The sequence below is a fragment of the Candidatus Magnetominusculus xianensis genome, from assembly GCA_001541255.1.
Taxonomy (GTDB): domain Bacteria; phylum Nitrospirota; class Thermodesulfovibrionia; order Thermodesulfovibrionales; family Magnetobacteriaceae; genus Magnetominusculus; species Magnetominusculus xianensis.
This window is the reverse complement of sequence record LNQR01000007.1, coordinates 1-16,739: the sequence shown is the minus strand read 5'-3', so window position 1 is coordinate 16,739 and position 16,739 is coordinate 1. Positions and strand designations below refer to the sequence as shown.

Annotated in this window: 17 protein-coding genes; 5 read left to right on the top strand and 12 right to left on the bottom strand. The window is 45.3% G+C overall.

Features of this window, described 5'->3' with window-relative positions; all coding sequences use genetic code 11:
- Nucleotides 1-402 precede the first annotated feature (402 nt).
- The 3 genes from ASN18_RS17005 to ASN18_RS01355 all read left to right on the top strand — a co-directional run bounded on the left by ASN18_RS17005 (nt 403) and on the right by ASN18_RS01355 (nt 2,089).
- Nucleotides 403-993 (top strand): hypothetical protein, encoded by a 591-nt coding sequence (locus ASN18_RS17005; protein ID WP_157072768.1) that lies wholly within the window; start codon nt 403-405, stop codon nt 991-993.
- A 27-nt stretch (nt 994-1,020) separates the two neighbouring features.
- Complete coding sequence (locus ASN18_RS01360) at nt 1,021-1,560, top strand: archaeosortase/exosortase family protein (RefSeq protein WP_085050809.1); 540 nt, start codon at nt 1,021-1,023, stop codon at nt 1,558-1,560.
- Nucleotides 1,561-1,654: 94 nt separating this feature from the next.
- Nucleotides 1,655-2,089 carry a hypothetical protein gene (locus ASN18_RS01355; RefSeq protein WP_157072767.1) on the top strand — a complete coding sequence of 145 codons (435 nt, stop codon included), beginning with the start codon at nt 1,655-1,657 and terminating at the stop codon, nt 2,087-2,089.
- Between the two features lie 22 nt (nt 2,090-2,111).
- On the opposite strand, the gene argB is transcribed toward ASN18_RS01355, so the two are convergent.
- From argB to ASN18_RS01330, 5 genes are read right to left on the bottom strand one after another with little or no spacing between them, the layout of a single operon-like run.
- Nucleotides 2,112-2,984 carry an acetylglutamate kinase gene (gene argB / locus ASN18_RS01350; protein ID WP_085050812.1) on the bottom strand — a complete coding sequence of 291 codons (873 nt, stop codon included), beginning with the start codon at nt 2,982-2,984 and terminating at the stop codon, nt 2,112-2,114.
- Between the two features lie 28 nt (nt 2,985-3,012).
- On the bottom strand, nt 3,013-3,684 hold the full coding sequence (locus ASN18_RS01345) for a septal ring lytic transglycosylase RlpA family protein (RefSeq protein ID WP_157072766.1): 672 nt from the start codon (nt 3,682-3,684) through the stop codon (nt 3,013-3,015).
- A gap of 14 nt (nt 3,685-3,698) precedes the next feature.
- Nucleotides 3,699-5,039: an ATP-dependent protease ATPase subunit HslU gene (gene hslU, locus ASN18_RS01340; protein WP_085050806.1), complete on the bottom strand. Its 1,341-nt coding sequence runs from the start codon at nt 5,037-5,039 to the stop codon at nt 3,699-3,701.
- Nucleotides 5,032-5,589: an ATP-dependent protease subunit HslV gene (gene hslV / locus ASN18_RS01335; protein ID WP_085050805.1), complete on the bottom strand. Its 558-nt coding sequence runs from the start codon at nt 5,587-5,589 to the stop codon at nt 5,032-5,034. Before hslV ends, hslU begins: the two co-directional genes overlap by 8 nt.
- Nucleotides 5,590-5,617: 28 nt before the next feature.
- Nucleotides 5,618-6,829: an ABC transporter substrate-binding protein gene (locus ASN18_RS01330; RefSeq protein ID WP_236861419.1), complete on the bottom strand. Its 1,212-nt coding sequence runs from the start codon at nt 6,827-6,829 to the stop codon at nt 5,618-5,620.
- Nucleotides 6,830-6,920: 91 nt separating this feature from the next.
- Between ASN18_RS01330 and ASN18_RS01325 the strand changes: the two genes are divergently transcribed.
- Both ASN18_RS01325 and ASN18_RS01320 read left to right on the top strand, forming a co-directional pair.
- A complete protein-coding gene (locus tag ASN18_RS01325; protein ID WP_085050803.1) occupies nt 6,921-8,420 on the top strand; it encodes a sensor histidine kinase in 1,500 nt (499 codons plus the stop codon).
- A complete protein-coding gene (locus ASN18_RS01320; protein ID WP_085050802.1) occupies nt 8,411-9,814 on the top strand; it encodes a sigma-54-dependent transcriptional regulator in 1,404 nt (467 codons plus the stop codon). The genes ASN18_RS01325 and ASN18_RS01320 overlap by 10 nt, the downstream gene beginning before the upstream one ends.
- 42 nt (nt 9,815-9,856) lie before the next feature.
- Here ASN18_RS01320 and ASN18_RS01315 read toward each other — a convergent pair whose 3' ends face one another.
- From ASN18_RS01315 to ASN18_RS01285, 7 genes are all read right to left on the bottom strand, one after another.
- Complete coding sequence (locus tag ASN18_RS01315; protein ID WP_085050801.1) at nt 9,857-10,969, bottom strand: glycosyltransferase family 4 protein; 1,113 nt, start codon at nt 10,967-10,969, stop codon at nt 9,857-9,859.
- A gap of 10 nt (nt 10,970-10,979) precedes the next feature.
- Nucleotides 10,980-12,101, bottom strand: a complete 1,122-nt coding sequence (locus ASN18_RS01310) for a glycosyltransferase family 4 protein (RefSeq protein ID WP_085050800.1) — start codon at nt 12,099-12,101, stop codon at nt 10,980-10,982.
- 5 nt (nt 12,102-12,106) lie between these two features.
- A complete protein-coding gene (locus ASN18_RS01305) occupies nt 12,107-12,853 on the bottom strand; it encodes a polysaccharide deacetylase family protein (RefSeq protein WP_085050799.1) in 747 nt (248 codons plus the stop codon).
- A gap of 56 nt (nt 12,854-12,909) precedes the next feature.
- Nucleotides 12,910-14,355: an ATP-binding protein gene (locus ASN18_RS01300; RefSeq protein ID WP_085050798.1), complete on the bottom strand. Its 1,446-nt coding sequence runs from the start codon at nt 14,353-14,355 to the stop codon at nt 12,910-12,912.
- Nucleotides 14,356-14,485: 130 nt separating this feature from the next.
- Nucleotides 14,486-15,025: a hypothetical protein gene (locus ASN18_RS01295; RefSeq protein WP_085050797.1), complete on the bottom strand. Its 540-nt coding sequence runs from the start codon at nt 15,023-15,025 to the stop codon at nt 14,486-14,488.
- Entirely contained in the window at nt 15,006-15,539 is a 534-nt protein-coding gene (locus ASN18_RS01290) for an archaeosortase/exosortase family protein (protein WP_085050796.1), read from the bottom strand. Before ASN18_RS01290 ends, ASN18_RS01295 begins: the two co-directional genes overlap by 20 nt.
- Before the next feature lie 96 nt (nt 15,540-15,635).
- On the bottom strand, nt 15,636-16,250 hold the full coding sequence (locus ASN18_RS01285; protein WP_085050795.1) for a hypothetical protein: 615 nt from the start codon (nt 16,248-16,250) through the stop codon (nt 15,636-15,638).
- Between the last annotated feature and the right edge of the window lie 489 nt (nt 16,251-16,739).

The following is a 16,739-nucleotide window of genomic DNA, read 5'->3' as shown; positions in this document are numbered from 1 at the left end:
GACATCACCCGTTAGGTTACATTAAAATCTCGATATCCCTCATTGCCGCGTATTATTCCGCCAAGCAATTTCTATACCGGACAGTATTGACGCTGTCCCTATTTATCTCAATACTGTCAGGATTATTATCACAGTCACCAACAGGTCTAACAAACTACCCTCTCTTCCCCGACTAACCACCAGCTAAATTTTTCGGGGGAACTCATGGAAATAAATGGCTTGACAGAGAAAGGCATAATATGGTTTAATTACTACAAGTAAGTGAAGCTGAAGTGAGTTCTATTTGAGAATGCCACGCTCAGGGGATTGCATTTAGGGATTTGCATGGGAGATGGTATTGTCAAATCTACGCTGAATTTAAAAAGGCAAGTTTAGGCTGAGTTGAGAAGAGAGGGGTCAGTTGTGATGGTATGCAAAAAACTATGTTATGTTTTTTTGCTTTGTATTTTAATCGAAATTGTTGGGATAGGAACAGCATATGCTGGAAGCATATCAGTAACTAGTGATGCAGTTGCAGGCACAGGGATATATACAGTCTCATCTGCAATTTTAACACAAAGTTCTACTAGTACGATAACATTAACCTTTGCATGTAGTAATGGTTGTTGGACCGGTATTATAACTCCATCCATAACTGCTGGTACTTCAGATTATTCGTTGAATGCTGGTAGTACTACTTGTGGTGTTAGTCAGGCTCCTGGTTCCTGTAATATTAGCGTTGTTTTTTCACCTACGGATACAGGCACAAGAACAGGGACTTTAAATATTAGTTTTGGTGTCAACGGAGCCAATACATATGATACCTTTACAGGATTTGCAACTACAACAGGCGCTGGTGCCACTTCAGCTTCAGCTACAATAACCCTTACAGGAACAGGACTGGCCGTACCAACACCGACAATGTCGGGCTGGGGGATGACAATCTTCATGGTTTTTGCTGGTATTGGTTCTGTTTATTATTTTCGAAAGGTTCAGAAAATCAACAAAAAATAGAGCAACCTCGGATTATAGTCTGCCACAATGGAATCTTCATCCAAACCAAACAATGAATTCAGAGTAAAACGTCTGTTATTGGTCTACATTCTTTTTATGTTGATTGTTTACAATATAGTTCATTTAAAAATCATTAAAGATGAGAATATAAGCGAACTGCTGACAAAACTCATAGTAATTCAATCTACAAAGGCTTTAAGCCTCATCAATATGAAAACAACGTATACCGGCTCGAATATCTCAATCTATCTCAAAACGGTTGCTGCACCACATTTTGTAATGGACGTCCAATTCGGATGTAATGGCATGGAGGCTATGTTAATATATATATCTGCGGTGGCAGCTTTCCCCGCCTCATGGAAGCGTAAATTGTTGGGGATGGCCTCTGGCGTAATTTTAATCCATGTGGGGAATGTCCTGAGAATCGTCCTGTTGGGCTTCATAGGGATTAACCATCGCTGGCTTTTTAGCTATTTCCACGTATACATTTTTCAAGGGATGATGATAGCCTTTGCCCTTGCAATATTTTTCATGTACCTACATCTGAATGACACAAGGGCTGCATAGAAATATCTTAAGGGCAATCACCATATTTATCGGATCATATTTTGTCGTCTTGGCAATATGGATTCTTCTTAAGGAGCCCTATGGTATTGTCTTATTGGATATTACTTCAAACTTAGTTGGAATCCTGACACATGCCGCCTACGTGGATGTTCATAGAGAAAATGGCATGTTTACCGTTGTGTTCGGTTCACTGAAGCAGAGAGAGCGCGCCGTAGCAGTGTCTATTGATGCCTTCACATATAACGTTCCGGTTACGCTTGCGATTGTTGCAGCCCTTTTACCGTTTATAAGAAACAAGGCGCGCGCCATTTTGATGTCAGTAGCGTTTCTTGTGTCAATGCATGCGATATATGCTCTGGTACTGGAAATGCTCTCTTTCACAATAGAAGGCCATGCAGTTATCCAGGCACTAAACAAATATCTCTTTTTATTCATGCACAGAATCATGACAAGATGTGAGCCGTTTATGCTTGGACTGTACTTGTTTAGCATCCATATTTACCTTAGGCCCCCCAATAAGAGTGCTTAATAGTGACACATCCTATTTTATACTACAGCACTATCTCCGTGCCGATGCCCTCTTGTGTAAATATCTCAAGCAGCAGGCTGTTGGGGATTCTCCCGTCTATGATGTGTATCTTCCCAACACCAGCGTCGAGGGCCTCTATGCAGGAGTTTATCTTCGGCAGCATACCACCGCTTATTGTGCCGTCTGTGGTGTATGACACGGAATCCATTTTCCTTATTGTAGATATAGTCTTGCCGTCTTTATTCAGAATGCCTGAGGTGTCTGTCAGTAATATCAGTTTTTCTGCCTTCAGCGCACCGGCGATTGCTGAGGCTGCAAAGTCTGCGTTTATATTGAGCGTATCTCCCTCTTTTGACACACCTATCGGGGCTATCACGGGGATAAATCCCTGTGTGCCGAGGGCATGGATAATCGACGGGTTTATCTCTGTTACCTCGCCTACCAGACCGATGTCTACAGCGCAGGAGTCTGAGTGATTAGAGCGCAGGAGTTTCTTCCTTGCCGTAATCAGGCCGCCGTCTTTCCCTGTTATTCCCACAGCATTGCCGCCGGAGCGGTTAATCAACTGTACGATTTCCTTGTTTATCAACCCGCCCAGTACCATTTCCGCTATGTCCATCGTCTCTTTGTCTGTCACGCGGTGGCCTTGTATGAACTCAGGGGATTTCCCCATGCGCTCCATCGTCTTTGAAATCATTGGGCCGCCGCCGTGGACTATTACCGTGCTTATCCCGATGTGGTTGAACAAGACGATGTTGCGGGCAAAGGCCTCTTTCAATGAATCCTCTGTCTGGGCTGCCCCGCCATATTTTATTACAAATGTTTTTTTATGGAATTTCTGTATATACGGCAGTGCCTCTATCAGCACCGCTGCCTTTGCTATCAGTGAATTCATGTCCGCCTCCATAGTTTAAACCGCCCGCTTAATCATGTGGTGTAACATATGTATCATACCCCTCATTGGCAAAGTGCTTTGCCTCGGACATGGCCTTTTCTTTATCAGTGTAACGGCCTACCCTTACCCTGTAGTAAACCTTCCCGTTTACAACCGCCTGCATGATAAATACCCCAGGATGTGACTCAATGATGACAGCCTTTAGCCTCTCGGCGCTTTTAATGTCCTCATATGCGGCTATCTGTATCGTATATGCGCTTGATGCAGCGTCTGAGACCTTTATGTATTTGGCATATTTCATGTCCCTGCCAATGTATTGCACCATCACGGCAAGTACCCCCGGGCCTATTACTCCAATATCCTTGGCTACGCGGTATGACAAATCTATGTCCCTGCCCGGCACAAATGGCCCCCTGTCAGTTATCGTAATTGTTGCAGCGGCGCCGGTATCGGGATTTGTCAGCCTTAAGATAGTGCCAAATGGAAGTGTCTTATGTGCCGCTGTCATACCATACATATCGTACACCTCACCTGATGCCGTGAGTTTGCCATGAAAGTCAGGGCCATACCATGAGGCAATCATCATGGTCATAGGGGCTTCAGGGATACGCTCTGCCTTTCGGGGCGGGACTTTCACTGCCCGCGTACACCCACACCCGATTACAACCGCCAGGATAATAAATATTGCCGCACTACGCAATGGTTTTCCTTATGCTATAAGATATAGCGGCTTAAATCCTCGTTCTTTACTATTTCTGAGAGTTTCTCTCTGACCATATTACAGTCTATCCTTATCTTTGCCGGTGCTAACTCCGGGGCGTCAAAGGATATATCCTCAAGGAGTTTCTCCATTACTGTGTGAAGGCGTCTTGCACCTATGTTTTCTGTCCTCTCATTTACGGTAGCGGCGATCTCTGCAATTTCTACAATGCTATCATCAATGAAATCAAGTTCAATAGACTCCGTATTCATAAGCGCCACGTACTGTTTTATTAAGGCATTGCTGGGTTCTGTCAAAATGCGTATGAATTCGTCCTTGCCGAGGGCATCAAGTTCAACCCTTATTGGAAAACGCCCTTGCAGTTCAGGTATGAGGTCAGATGGTTTTGAGACATGAAACGCCCCCGCCGCTATGAAAAGCACATGGTCTGTCTTGACCGGGCCGTGCTTTGTCGTCACCGTAGTACCCTCAACAATAGGCAGCAGATCGCGCTGCACTCCCTCGCGTGATACATCTGGGCCATGAGACTGCCCCTTGCTCGCTATCTTATCTATCTCGTCAATAAACACTATGCCTGTTTGCTCTGTCCTCTGAATGGCCTCTTTGGTGACCTTCTCCATGTCTATCAGCTTACCAGCCTCTTCCTTTGTGAACTGAGTTAGGGCATCGGGGACTTTCATCTTCTTTTTCTTCTGTTTTTCTGGCAGAAAGTTCCCAAGTATCTCCTTAATATTCATCTCAAGGTCATCCATACCCATATTGGATATGACGCCAAAGGGCATCACCTTCTCTTTGACATCGATGTCTACGTATTTATTTTCGAATTTGCCGTCTTTGAGTTTTTCTCTCAGTTTTTCCCTTGTTTCTGATTGCTTTTGTTTTTCCTCAGCGTTGGCGGGTGATGACTTTGACTGTCTCAGAGGGGGCAGCAGTGTGTCAAGTAGCTTTTCTTCTGCCATGAGCCTTGCCTTTTCCTGTATCTTTTCGAAATGCTCCTCTTTGACCATATTTATGGCAAGCTCCGTAAGGTCCCTGATCATAGACTCAACATCTCTGCCGACATAACCTACCTCGGTAAATTTCGATGCCTCTACCTTAATAAATGGAGCCGCAGAGAGCTTTGCCAGCCTCCGGGCTATCTCCGTCTTACCCACACCGGTCGGGCCTATCATAATGATATTTTTTGGCAGGACTTCATCCCTGAGGTCTACAGTGAGTTTCTGGCGCCTCCAGCGGTTTCTCAGCGCTATGGACACGGCCTTCTTAGCCTTATTTTGCCCTACTATATATTTATCCAGTTCTTCTACAATTTTCCGCGGTGTAAGATTATCCATTGAGTTCCTCGACTATTATATTTTTATTCGTGTATATGCAAATATCGGCAGCTATTTCCATCGCCTTGACAGTGATTTCCTTTACGGAGAGTTCTGTGTTGTCATAAAGCGCCCTGGCGGCTGCCTGAGCGTACGGCCCGCCTGAGCCAATAGCAGAGACGCCTCTCTCGGGTTCAATTACGTCGCCGTTGCCGGAGACTATCAGGGTAACGTCCTTGTCTGCAATAATCAGCAGGGCCTCAAGACGCCTGAGAATTTTATCTGTCCTCCAATCCTTTGCCAGTTCAACTGCGGCACGCGAGAGATTCCCCCTGTATGACTCAAGCTTTCCCTCAAATTTCTCAAACAATGTAAAGGCATCTGCCGTTGCCCCGGCAAACCCTGCGATAACCTTATTGTTGTACATCCTTCTGAGTTTCTTTGCGTTGTGTTTGAGAACCGTCGCCCCAAACGTAACCTGCCCATCTCCGGCAATGGCAACTTCACTGCCCCTTCTGACACAAAGTATTGTCGTGCTGTGAAACAAATCATGTCCTCCGTGTTCTGCCATTATTATAACCGCTTAAGCTGGTGACCGGTTATGGTCTCCATGTGTGTACCACCGTGTATTTCCCATCTTTGATTTCTACTATGGCGATAGATTTCCCGGGCGTCATATTTTGTCTCATCGATATTGTTCCGGTTACAACCTTAAAGTCTTTTGTCTCAGAAAGCGCCTTTGATATGGCGGACGTATCTAATACATCTGGCACATCTGAGTTTCTCTGCCCGGCACGCTTAATCGCGTCTGCAAGTATATTCACAGCATCGAAGCCCAGGGCAGCGTAGGCATTTGCTGGTTCGCTTCCATATTCTTTTTTGTATGCGCTGATGAAGGCTGTCACCTCAGAGCGGGTTTCCCCCCTGAAGGAGTGCGTTGCAAAGTATACATTTTTAATTGGTTTAACCGTTTCAGCCTTTTCGACAAACGGGCTGTCGAAACCGTCTGCACTCACAATAGGAATGTCAATACCGCCGTTTCTCAGGAGCTTGACAGAAAGGGCAGCCTCCTCATCAATAGCCGCGATAAAAATTGCCTCCGGTTTGGGTTCGGTCGCCTTGAGCCTTTCAATCAGTTTCGAGAAATCAGGTGGTGTTGAGCTGCCGCTTGTAAACAGATCTGCATAGAGGATTGTCCCGCCCAATTCTGTAAAGCGTTGTTTAAAAGAGTCACTCACAGTTAAAGTGAATGCCATCGAAGTGTCTACCCACATGGCGATTTTTTTCGTGTTTAGAGTTTGATAAGTATAGTCTGCGATGGCCTGGCCTTGGGCGTCGTCGCCGTAAGCAACCATAAAAAACCGGTCACCGAGCGTTTGGAAGAGCGTTGGAAGCGTTGCGCCCGGCGTTATATATGGAATCCCTTTATTTATAAAAAGTGAGGCCGCGCTCATAACAAAGGCGCTGTCTCCGTAGCCTATGGCAGCAACTACTTCTTTGTTCTTTTCATCTACGGCAGCGGATGAGGCCTTTGCGATGTTGGAGGCGGTATCTGTGGGTATAAGCTCAAGCGTTATATGTTTCGGGCCGACTGCAATGCCCCCTTGTACGTTAATCAATTTGGCCGCCAGCACTGCGCCCTTATATGCAGGATCGTCTATTGAGGCCATCGGGCCGGAACTGTTATACAAAAGCGCGACTTTTACTGTCTGTTGTCCTTGTTTTGGCTCGGCACTGACGGCTTGTCCAAGCGCTAATACCAACACCAAAACTACCCCGTATATCACTTTAGCTGTCACTTTTGCCAACATCAAGGTTTCCTCCATGCGAATCCTTAAATTAGTATTAACAGTCAAGTATAACATTTTTATGCCTAATAATATGTTATAATTATTAGCGGTTATGAAAAATCCCTTTGCACTGTCGCTTAACAAAAAGCTGATTGCGATGATGCTCATCCTGACGTGCACCATCATATCCATGCTTGTGATGTTTAATTTGCAACTGGAGAACAAACTCCTCCAGCAAGTAGAAAGACAAACCGGTGAACTCACAAAGGCCATACAGGTCGGGGTCGAGGAGGTCACCGGAAAGACAGATGAGTCACGGCTTTCCCAATATCTCACTCAGTTAAACAACCGAGGCATCAAGGAAATCTCTATCATAAGCAATAACAGCGAGATAGTGGCCAGCAGTAATCAGGCGAAAATTGGCAGGCCCATCTCACACAGAAAAAAAGAAATGGTCATCAGGGCTGAACTCGGTGAACATGTCTCCGACGAAGGCAAGGCATATAATGTCATCGTTCCCGTTATCGCCGACGGTCAGCAGTACGGCTATATCCACCTTATGATAAACAAAGAAGACTTCTCAGACCTGATTAAAGCTAACATGGCAAAGCGCATCCTGACAATCATCCTGGTATTTGGCACCGGGCTGCTTATAGCCCTGGTGTTCTCACGCAGATACACTATGCCGATAAAAAGGATTGTTGATGCCTCTTTGCGCGTATCGGCAGGGGACTTGACCCAGCAAATACCGGTACAGACAAAAGATGAGATTGGTCAGCTCTCAGAAAGTTTCAACCATATGGTTAAAAAACTCAACGAGAGCAAAAACCTTGAGGAGCGCCTCAGAGAGGCAGAACACCTCTCCGGTCTTGGCAAACTCTCACGCGACATGGCCCATGAGATTAAAAACCCGTTAAATTTCATCAGCCTTTCAATAGACTACATACGCGGCAAATACCCCCCCGAAAACGACGGCAGTCTTGAGAACTTCAACACACTCATTGTCGGCATTAAACAAGAAATCCACAGACTTAACAAACTTGTCAACGATTTCCTTGACTACAGCAGGGCGCTGAAGGTAAACCTCCAACAGGTACACATAAACAATGTCCTTGAAGATGCCGTAGCCCTCATCTGGGCAAAGGCCGAGGCCGACGGCATTGTTATCAGTAAAAACTACTGCAGCGATATGATGATACTCAATGTAGACCCGGACCTGTTTAAGTCCTGCGTACTAAACGTCATGACAAACGCATTTCAGGCTATCAACGGCTTTAAATCCACAGGCGGTCTGTTAAAGATAACCACAGAGGTCAGGGAAAACGAATTTGTACTCACAATAGAGGACAACGGCCCCGGCGTCCAGCCTGAGAACTTGCCAAAACTCTTCGAGCCATTTTTCTCGACCAAACAAAATCATCCCGGACTCGGCCTGCCAATGACCTTTAGGGTCATGGAGGAACACGGCGGAAGGGTTGAATTTTACAGCGAACCGGGGAGTGGTTCGGAAGTAAAGTTATTCCTCCCATGTCCCTGCGAGGTAAGAAATGAGGTAAAACCTAAGGTAAATAATGTGGTCAACAGGCTCAACCCAGAGGCAGCATGGCAGTAGTTGTAGTAATAGATGATGAGCCGTTACAGCGGGGAATACTCAAAGCCATTCTCGAAGACGAGGGTTACGAGGTATTTGCTGCCGAGAGCGCCGAAAAAGGGTTAGAGATAATTAGGGATAAAAACGCTGATGTAGTCCTGACTGACCTCAACATGTCTGGGATGACCGGCATACAGATGCTTGAATACCTGCCCGATGAGCCGTCTCGTCCAGCCGTCATAGTAATCACTGCATATGGGACGATTAACAGCGCTGTTGAGGCAATGAAAAAGGGTGCCTTTGACTATCTCATCAAACCGCTTGACAAGGACGTTATCACACTTGTCGTTGGCAAGGCCGCTGAGAGAATGAGCCTGCTCAAGGAAAACATCCGGCTTCATAAAGAACTCTATGACAAATTCAACATGGAGGGCATAATAGGCCGCTCAAAGCGGATGACCGAAGTAATAGACATTGTAAAGAAGATAACCGCCCACGCCGTCACAGTATTGGTCTATGGTGAAAGCGGCACAGGCAAGGAACTCATTGCCCGCGCCATTCACTATAATAGTCCGCGCAAAAATGCACCATTTAACGCAATCAACTGTGCCGCAATCCCTGACAACCTCATCGAGAGCGAACTCTTTGGATACGAACTAGGGGCGTTTACAGGGGCAACCCAAAGAAAGGCTGGAATCATAGAATCCACTAACAACGGTACTCTCTTTCTTGATGAAATCGGCGACCTGCCGCTCCTGACCCAGACTAAACTCCTGCGCGTCCTCCAGGACAAAGAAGTCCGCAGGCTGGGCGGCAAAGAAACAATGAAAGTAAATGTCAGATTCATCGCAGCAACGAACAAAGACCTTGAGAGTGAAATCGAAAATGGAAAATTCAGAGAAGACCTCTACTACAGATTAAAGGTAGTCACTGTGACGCTGCCGCCCCTGACGGAGCGAAAAGAAGACATCCCGTCTCTGGTTAATTTCTTTATATCCAAATATAATACAGAATTTGGAAGTCACATAACGGGCATAGACCACAGGGCGCTTAAATTATTAACAGACTATCATTGGCCCGGCAATATACGCCAGCTTGGTTCGGTCATAGAGCGGGCAGTCTTAATGGCAGACACAACGGTCATAAGCCCCGACGACATCAAAAGTGAATTGAAACAGCCAGCAGCCTGTGGTATCATGGACATAGAAATCCCTGAAGAGGGAATCGTATTTGAAGAGCTGGAGAAAAAACTGTTAAAGCAGGCCATGCAAAAGGCCAATAACGTAGCGGCAAAGGCCGCCCGGCTCCTTGGCATGAGCTATAAAACCTTCTGGTACAGGCTTGAGAAATTCGGAATAAATATCCCTGGCGGCACACGCCCGCCACGTGACACGCCTAATAAAGACACCAGCTGATTCAGTATTTACCTAAATATGTACTGTCCAGTGCAGCGCATTTCACTTGTTCAAACAGTAATCTTCAATCAGGCGGCTGAACTGCCCTGCCGCTTGACCAATGGAATATGCTGCTGCCTTTTTGGTGGCCATGCATCCAAGTTCTCTGCATATGGGTATTGCCTTGTCTATTTTACCAGCGAGTTCCTCAGGGTCTGCCATGTTATTGAGGAGCATTCCGTCTCTGGCGTCTTCGATTATCTCGGCAGCGCCGTTGTTCTTCGTTGTAATCACGGCACATCCGGAGGCCATTGCCTCAAGCGTGGCATTGCTAAACGGGTCATAAAGCGTCGGCAGGACAAACACGTCAGCAGCGGCGTAAAACCTCTCTATGCCAGTTGCCGCCCCAGCAAAAATTACCTTATCATGCACTCCCAGCCGTCTTGAGAGCGCCTCATATTTCCCCGTCCTCCCCCTCCCGGCAACATACAATACTGCCGGGGTGTTAATCCTGGTCATGGCCTCAATCAATACGCCAAGCCCCTTCCTCTCAAACCCCGAACCCACAAACAGGACTATCGCGGTATCGTCCTTCACATTGAACTCTCTGCGAAACTCCGCTGAAAGCCGCCCCCGCACCCCGGCATTAAAACGCGTCAAGTCAACACCGTTATACAGCACGTGGATTTTGGCTTCAGGAACTTTATAGTGTTCGATTATATTTCGCTTTACCATGTTGGAGTTTGCTATTATCACAGGTGTAGCGTTGAACAATTCCTTTTCTATTGACAGCAGTGTGCGGTGGAGCATGTTAAAATGAAAGGACAGGCCCTTCAGCCTGCCTGAGATGAGACGGCGAATGTTGAGCCACTGCCTGTGGCATCCATCTCCTGCCCTGTATATGTCCTGAGACGTAGTCCGCTCAAAACTAACCGTGCAATCAGGCTCTATTTGCCGTATAATGCGGGCAGCGTTGCGGTTAAACTTTGTCACCGAACGGGCTGAACTCAGAGAGGCAGAATCTACCGTATGGCGCACTGCACGAGGGGTTTCCTTCCATTGCGAGCTGAGCATGTGGATTTCATAGCCGTTTAGATTGTTTATCAGGGTGTCTATGTAGTTTTCTGCCCCGCCAAAGGGGTCATAGGTCCTTCTTATAAACGCGATTCTTTTCATTTAGGGGTTATTAGAGACCGCTGATTTTGCTGATTTTCTCAAGCAGCTTTGCCTCAAGCAGCTTATAATATAACGCCTCTAGTTTATCAAGCATCACTGTGGCCGAGTGATTTTCATAGATGAACTGCTTTGCCCTTTCGCGTATGGCCGCAGTCAGAGGCTTGTCCCTTAAAAGTCTTATCACACCATCGGCAAGTGCATCGTGGTCTGATGGGTTTACGAGCAGCCCTGTTTGTTCGTGCATTACCACCTCTGGCACTCCCCCTACTCGTGTTGCCACAACCGGGACACCGGCTGCCATTGCCTGCATCACTGACTGCGGTATGCCCTCAGAATGGGAACTCAATACTGCAACATCGCTAAAGGCATAGATTTGGGCGACTTCTGCAACATAGCCGGTAAACACCACTTGGTTATCCACGCCAAGCGAACGCGCCATGCCCTGCAGCCCCTTCAGTTTTGGCCCGTCACCGACAAGGAGTACTGTCGCATTGGGAAATGCCTCAATTATCTTCGGCACAGCCCTCAGCGTTACCTCGTGTCCCTTTACACCCCTTAAAATGCCTACATTTGTGATTATTGGGGCAGCGTCACCGCTGACATATTTTAACTTCACAGCAGGGTCTCGCCTTATGTCAAAGAACTCGTCATCAACACCGGTTGGGATGCTTACCACCACGTCAGGGGGGAAGCCGCAGTCCTCGACAAGTGTCTTTCTCATGTTCGTGCCGCAGGTGATATAGGCATCAGGCAGGTAGTGGATAAAGTTAAATATGCTGCGCTTAAGGGGGATATTTAAGTGGCGTGTCCTGACAAGTACCGGAGCAGCGGCAAACCTCGCGGCAATGCCCGCTATCCAGGAGTCTTTGCCAGAGTGTGTGTTAATCACGTCAAAGCGGTTTGCGGCAATATACTTCGAGAGCCTTGCGATGCTGGCAATGTCGTATGGATTTCTCAGAGGAAGCGTGTGTACCTCAATGCCGCGCTTTACGGACTCCTCATAAAACCTCGTCTCAGGGCGGCATACAATAGCCGTGTGATGTCCCCTTTTTGCAAGGCCTGTCACCTCGGCAATGACCCGCCTCTCCTGCCCACCCAGATCCCCTGACCACTCTGTGTGGAGTATACGCATGGGGATTACTTAAAAATCCTCAAGTAGAGCTTGCTTAGTCCGTCGTCAGAGTGAATGAAGAGTTTTTTCCGAAATGTCATCACCCCTATGTCGCCTATGGCGATTCGTTTTATCTTTAACGGGCTGGACTTAGATGTATTCGTACCAAGTTCGGTTGTAAAGAGAAGCCTGTAGCCCGACTTAAGTGCAAGGTCTATGTGTTTGTCATTATATATACCCCAGGGCCAGCACAATGCCTCACACTTTTTACCAAGCCGCTCCTCTATTAACCCTTTTGATTGTGACAGGTCTTCATAAACGCTGCCTCCGTCCAGTTTCTTGTGTGTGTGCGTATGGGATTGGACGTCTATAAGGCCGCTTGCCTCCATTTCCCTCAATTCATCCCATGACATTACCACCTCTTTAGCGCGGCCTGATGAGACAATTGCCTTGCATTCTTTGTGTGATGGGAACGCTGTGTCGAAATATCTTATCCCGTCGTTGTGTATCCATGAAGTAACGACAAAGAAGACCGCCTTGATGTCGTATTTTTTTAGGATAGGGTAGGCATAATGCCAGTTGTCTGCCCAGCCGTCGTCAAAGGTTATCATCACAGTCTTAGCGGCATTGGCGTTGGGGTTGTTTAAAATTTCAGAGAAGTCTGCCGTGTTTAGTGTCCTGTATCCATATGCTTTAAGGAAGGCCATCTGCTTTTCAAAATTTCTCAGCCCCACGGTTATGAACGAACCTGCCGTGTTGACATGATGGTACATTAATACGGGTATCGCATTCACTGCATGGTTATTATAGCAAATTGTTAGTCAAATCGTTAAATATTTACAGCAGAGGACTGGGGCGTAATGCTGCCTTTGCACATCGACAGGATTTGCATCAGCCTCTCTTTTTTGAGCAGGTCTGGGTTATCGTTAAACCTTACAGCAACTTTTATATATCCATCATCACTGGGGTGTTGCGTCAGCTCAATTCGTGCAATTGAACCGGTGAGACCAGACACGTTATTAGCATTACCAAAATCTACAGTAACTATCGCACTGCTCGTAATTAGTGGATAAGGAGGGGGTATTTTAAACACGCCGGAAAGACCACCCATACTTAAATCTACCACATGTCCGCTGGTCTTGCGTGAATCGAAATCAAGAGTAATAACACCAGCAGGATTGCCCACATCATTTATTGCCTGATACCTGGAAACCACCCTCCTGTTTATTTCAACAGTTGAAAGTCTGATGTAAAACGTGGTGCCAACACCCTCTTTTGTCTTAAAGGAAATCTCGCCGTTGTGCTGCTTCATAACCTGATAGGCAATGTTCATTCCTACGCCGCGGCCAAATCCCTTGGAACTCTCAAAAGGTAATGCAAGGCGCGACGCAATTTTCTCAGGCATTCCACCGGCATAGTCTTTAATTTCGACTATTGCGTATTTGTCCTCTTGATATGTTCTGAATTCTATGATTCTTTCTTCCATGTCTTTGTTTTGCCACTCTTCCCATATGTTTTTTACAATGTTAAAGAATACCTCTTCCCTGATGGAAAACTCATCGCAATAGACCTCAAGCCCTGGGGTTAATTCCTGTACAATATTAATGTGTTTATTGTTTAGTTTTGCAAGTTTGTTAATTTTTTCGATTACAGATGCTATTATATCATTAATATTTCGTTTACTCATTTCACATTTAATTCCCATCAGCTTCAGCGTGTCTTCGCTTAGGGTGCAAATTTCGCTGAATGATGCGTCTAAAGTTGACTGCTTTTCCTCCTCTTCTACATCTTCGTCATACAGCGTTAAAATGCCGATGAACGCCTTATTTTTTATTGCATGAGCGATTCTTCTTTCGACTGAATACCATTCCTGTAGATAAATAATCGGGCCGAAGTAATCGCCAATAATTCCAAACATATCCAGTTCATGCTGCTGCAGCGCCTTTTCAGTTATAAACTCTATGCAGCCAAAGGCATTATTAAAACAAACAAGAGGCTTTGCCATGCTGTGTAATACCCCAGATTTGGCAGAGCAGCTTATGACCTGTTTTCTCTCTCTTATGCACTCCCCAACAATGCTGTCCCATGGAATTTGGATATTGCTAAATACCTTTTTATTGCTGCTTGTGTAGCAATAGGTGGGAAATCCCCTGTCAACAAAAACGTTGAGTGTTTTAAACGCCCCGGCGTTATTTTTACACAAATCAAACACACTGTCCAGCGCCTCTTCTATAGAGTTTGAACATGCCAGGAATTTTGATATTTCATGCAGCAACAGTTCATTCCTCCGCTTTGGTCATGTCTGCCAATTATTGGTGATTGTAAAGTAATGTGCGGGATATAAACAATATGTATAATAAATCGGTATTTATTTTACACTGTGACGCTTTAGCATATTTTTAAAGTCATGGGATGTGTCCCTGTTTTACTATTCGAACGGCAAACAGATAAAGTCCAATAATAAACGGCTCACTCCTTGTCATGATTTTGTGTGTGAACAGAAAAAAGTATTCATTTACCGCGTGTAATATGTTATTTCCCATGGTAAACGACAAGGTCTCCAGCATAAGAACATAAAATATGTGAAGTACTACGAGAAACGACAGAGACTCAAAGAGCGCTCGCATTTTTCGTTTGATAAACGGCAAAAGTGCGGCTGTAATAGCAAGCGCCACGGGCACATTATACGTAAATGAGTTGATGGACATCGGTACAGCCCTCTCCCTCATCTTCAGCGAACCGAATACTACCGTAAACATGTCCTGTTCTCGATAGACATCGACATATGCAGCGTTCGCTAAAAATCCAACTATATTTGAAATTATATGTAATAAAACAGTCCCATATATTTCCTTGACATATAACCAGATTGCGAGGCAGACAAAATACGAGACAATAAATATTGCGGCGGTCTTTAAGATATCCTTACGCAGTCTTGGAGGCATTCAAGTGTAGGTAGACGAAAAAGATAACAAGCGCGAAGGCTACCATCATTCCCTGAAGGATATATACGTGGAAATATTGAAAAATTTTCGGATAGTAAACCCCTATAAAAGCCAATGCCACAATTCTCCCTACATTAGCTACGTGTATTAAGATGATACCAGCGAAGATTCCTGTTAATTTTCTTTTCCATGAGGCGGGGAAGGCAGCAACCGCGGCTGCGTATATCAACATCGCCTCGATGCCGTTGCAGCCGAATTTAATATCCATTGCGAAGAAATTCATCGTGTTGGGTTTGTCGCTTGGGGGCGACATAGTTATTTGAGTGCCTTCACAAGTAGCGGGTAAATTCAGAATGTTTAATACTTTTGTTGTTTGAATTGTGAGGAGTTTTGCCAGCAGTTCACTTGAACTCATTTCTTTTATTATTTTGAATTGCACCACCCCATAGGCCGATAACATGACTAAGACATACGCTAATACCAATCGTTTGATATTATAGCTTTCAGCCTTCACAGTAGGGTTTCCATTGGGATGTCATCGGATTAGATATAAACAGCAAACTACAAGTCACAGACAGGATTTAACTCCGCCTGTGACTTAATGCCATTACTATGACCTATGAGTCGAATACCTTTTAAAATAGTAAATCGAACCAACGCCTGCAAAAACCATAAACATAAGCATTCCCCATTCAGTCATTGTAGGGGTAGGCGCGGCTAATGCCGTTCCATTAAGGGTAAATAGTGGGCTTATCGGACCAGCACCGGCGACAATTGCAGCATCCCAATTAGCTGAAGCACTAATGGCATTAGAAGTACCAGATGCACTAAATGTACCAGTAAGTAAACCCGTATTGGTTCCTACTACTGTTGGTGTATATGTTATTGTAAACGTACATGGATTAGTTCCGGTACTTGTTAAAACTATAGAGTTACAACTAACATTTGTATAAGTAAATGTAGTGCTTCCCGTTACGGCAAATGCTGGATTAGCCGCAGTAGCTGTATTGGCAGCATCGGCTGCAGTATTAGGATCTGTGCCTGTTACTGTAAATGTTTTTGATTGAGTTGTTGTTAGCGCCGCTGTAAAACTTGTTGCAGCCGCCGTAGGAGATATGGTTACGCCAACCTCATCCGCCGCTGCAAAAACTTCCTGTACCCCCATCAGCCCTAAAAACACAGCAATCAGCATCCACAACCAACATTTTGTCATTGTCCTTTTCATATCTTTACCTCCCTAAATACGATTCTATATGCATAAACATATGCACTACCATAACTGCAAGCAGTCAAAAAGCCACACACCCTATAGATGCCCTTTGTCGGACCATAATAGCGATACCCTATCATCGCCAGCGTCATGTCGGTAGTATATATATATATATGTTTTGTCAAGTTATTTTTATATTACAGAGATAATTTTATTTGTGTAATTTTCCTAAATCCAAGGGCAAACGCATTTGAAAAATTCATTAGCCATTTCCTCCTATAATTCGTCCTATAATAGGGGTAGGGAAGGTTTCGCCTTCCCTACCCCTATTATGAAAACATCGGTCGGAGCTAAAAATATAGGCAATTTCTGCTTAATTTTCAAATGCGTTTGCCATGTACTGGAACACAATTGATACTAAGTTGCGTTCATAGAAGTATAGACTTATTTAGAGTCTGTCATTCCCGCCTACGAGCGGGAATCCAGTCCTTACAGCGTTATATG

Excerpts from the sequence above, each read along its gene's own strand:
- ASN18_RS01360 (WP_085050809.1), top strand. The coding sequence starts at position 1,021 with ATGGAATCTTCATCCAAACCAAACAATGAATTCAGAGTAAAACGTCTG.
- argB (WP_085050812.1), bottom strand. The coding sequence starts at position 2,984 with ATGAATTCACTGATAGCAAAGGCAGCGGTGCTGATAGAGGCACTGCCG.
- hslU (WP_085050806.1), bottom strand. The coding sequence starts at position 5,039 with ATGGATAATCTTACACCGCGGAAAATTGTAGAAGAACTGGATAAATAT.
- hslV (WP_085050805.1), bottom strand. The coding sequence starts at position 5,589 with ATGGCAGAACACGGAGGACATGATTTGTTTCACAGCACGACAATACTT.
- ASN18_RS01330 (WP_236861419.1), bottom strand. The coding sequence starts at position 6,829 with ATGTTGGCAAAAGTGACAGCTAAAGTGATATACGGGGTAGTTTTGGTG.
- ASN18_RS01325 (WP_085050803.1), top strand. The coding sequence starts at position 6,921 with ATGAAAAATCCCTTTGCACTGTCGCTTAACAAAAAGCTGATTGCGATG.
- ASN18_RS01320 (WP_085050802.1), top strand. The coding sequence starts at position 8,411 with ATGGCAGTAGTTGTAGTAATAGATGATGAGCCGTTACAGCGGGGAATA.
- ASN18_RS01315 (WP_085050801.1), bottom strand. The coding sequence starts at position 10,969 with ATGAAAAGAATCGCGTTTATAAGAAGGACCTATGACCCCTTTGGCGGG.
- ASN18_RS01310 (WP_085050800.1), bottom strand. The coding sequence starts at position 12,101 with ATGCGTATACTCCACACAGAGTGGTCAGGGGATCTGGGTGGGCAGGAG.
- ASN18_RS01305 (WP_085050799.1), bottom strand. The coding sequence starts at position 12,853 with ATGTACCATCATGTCAACACGGCAGGTTCGTTCATAACCGTGGGGCTG.
- ASN18_RS01295 (WP_085050797.1), bottom strand. The coding sequence starts at position 15,025 with ATGCCTCCAAGACTGCGTAAGGATATCTTAAAGACCGCCGCAATATTT.
- ASN18_RS01285 (WP_085050795.1), bottom strand. The coding sequence starts at position 16,250 with ATGAAAAGGACAATGACAAAATGTTGGTTGTGGATGCTGATTGCTGTG.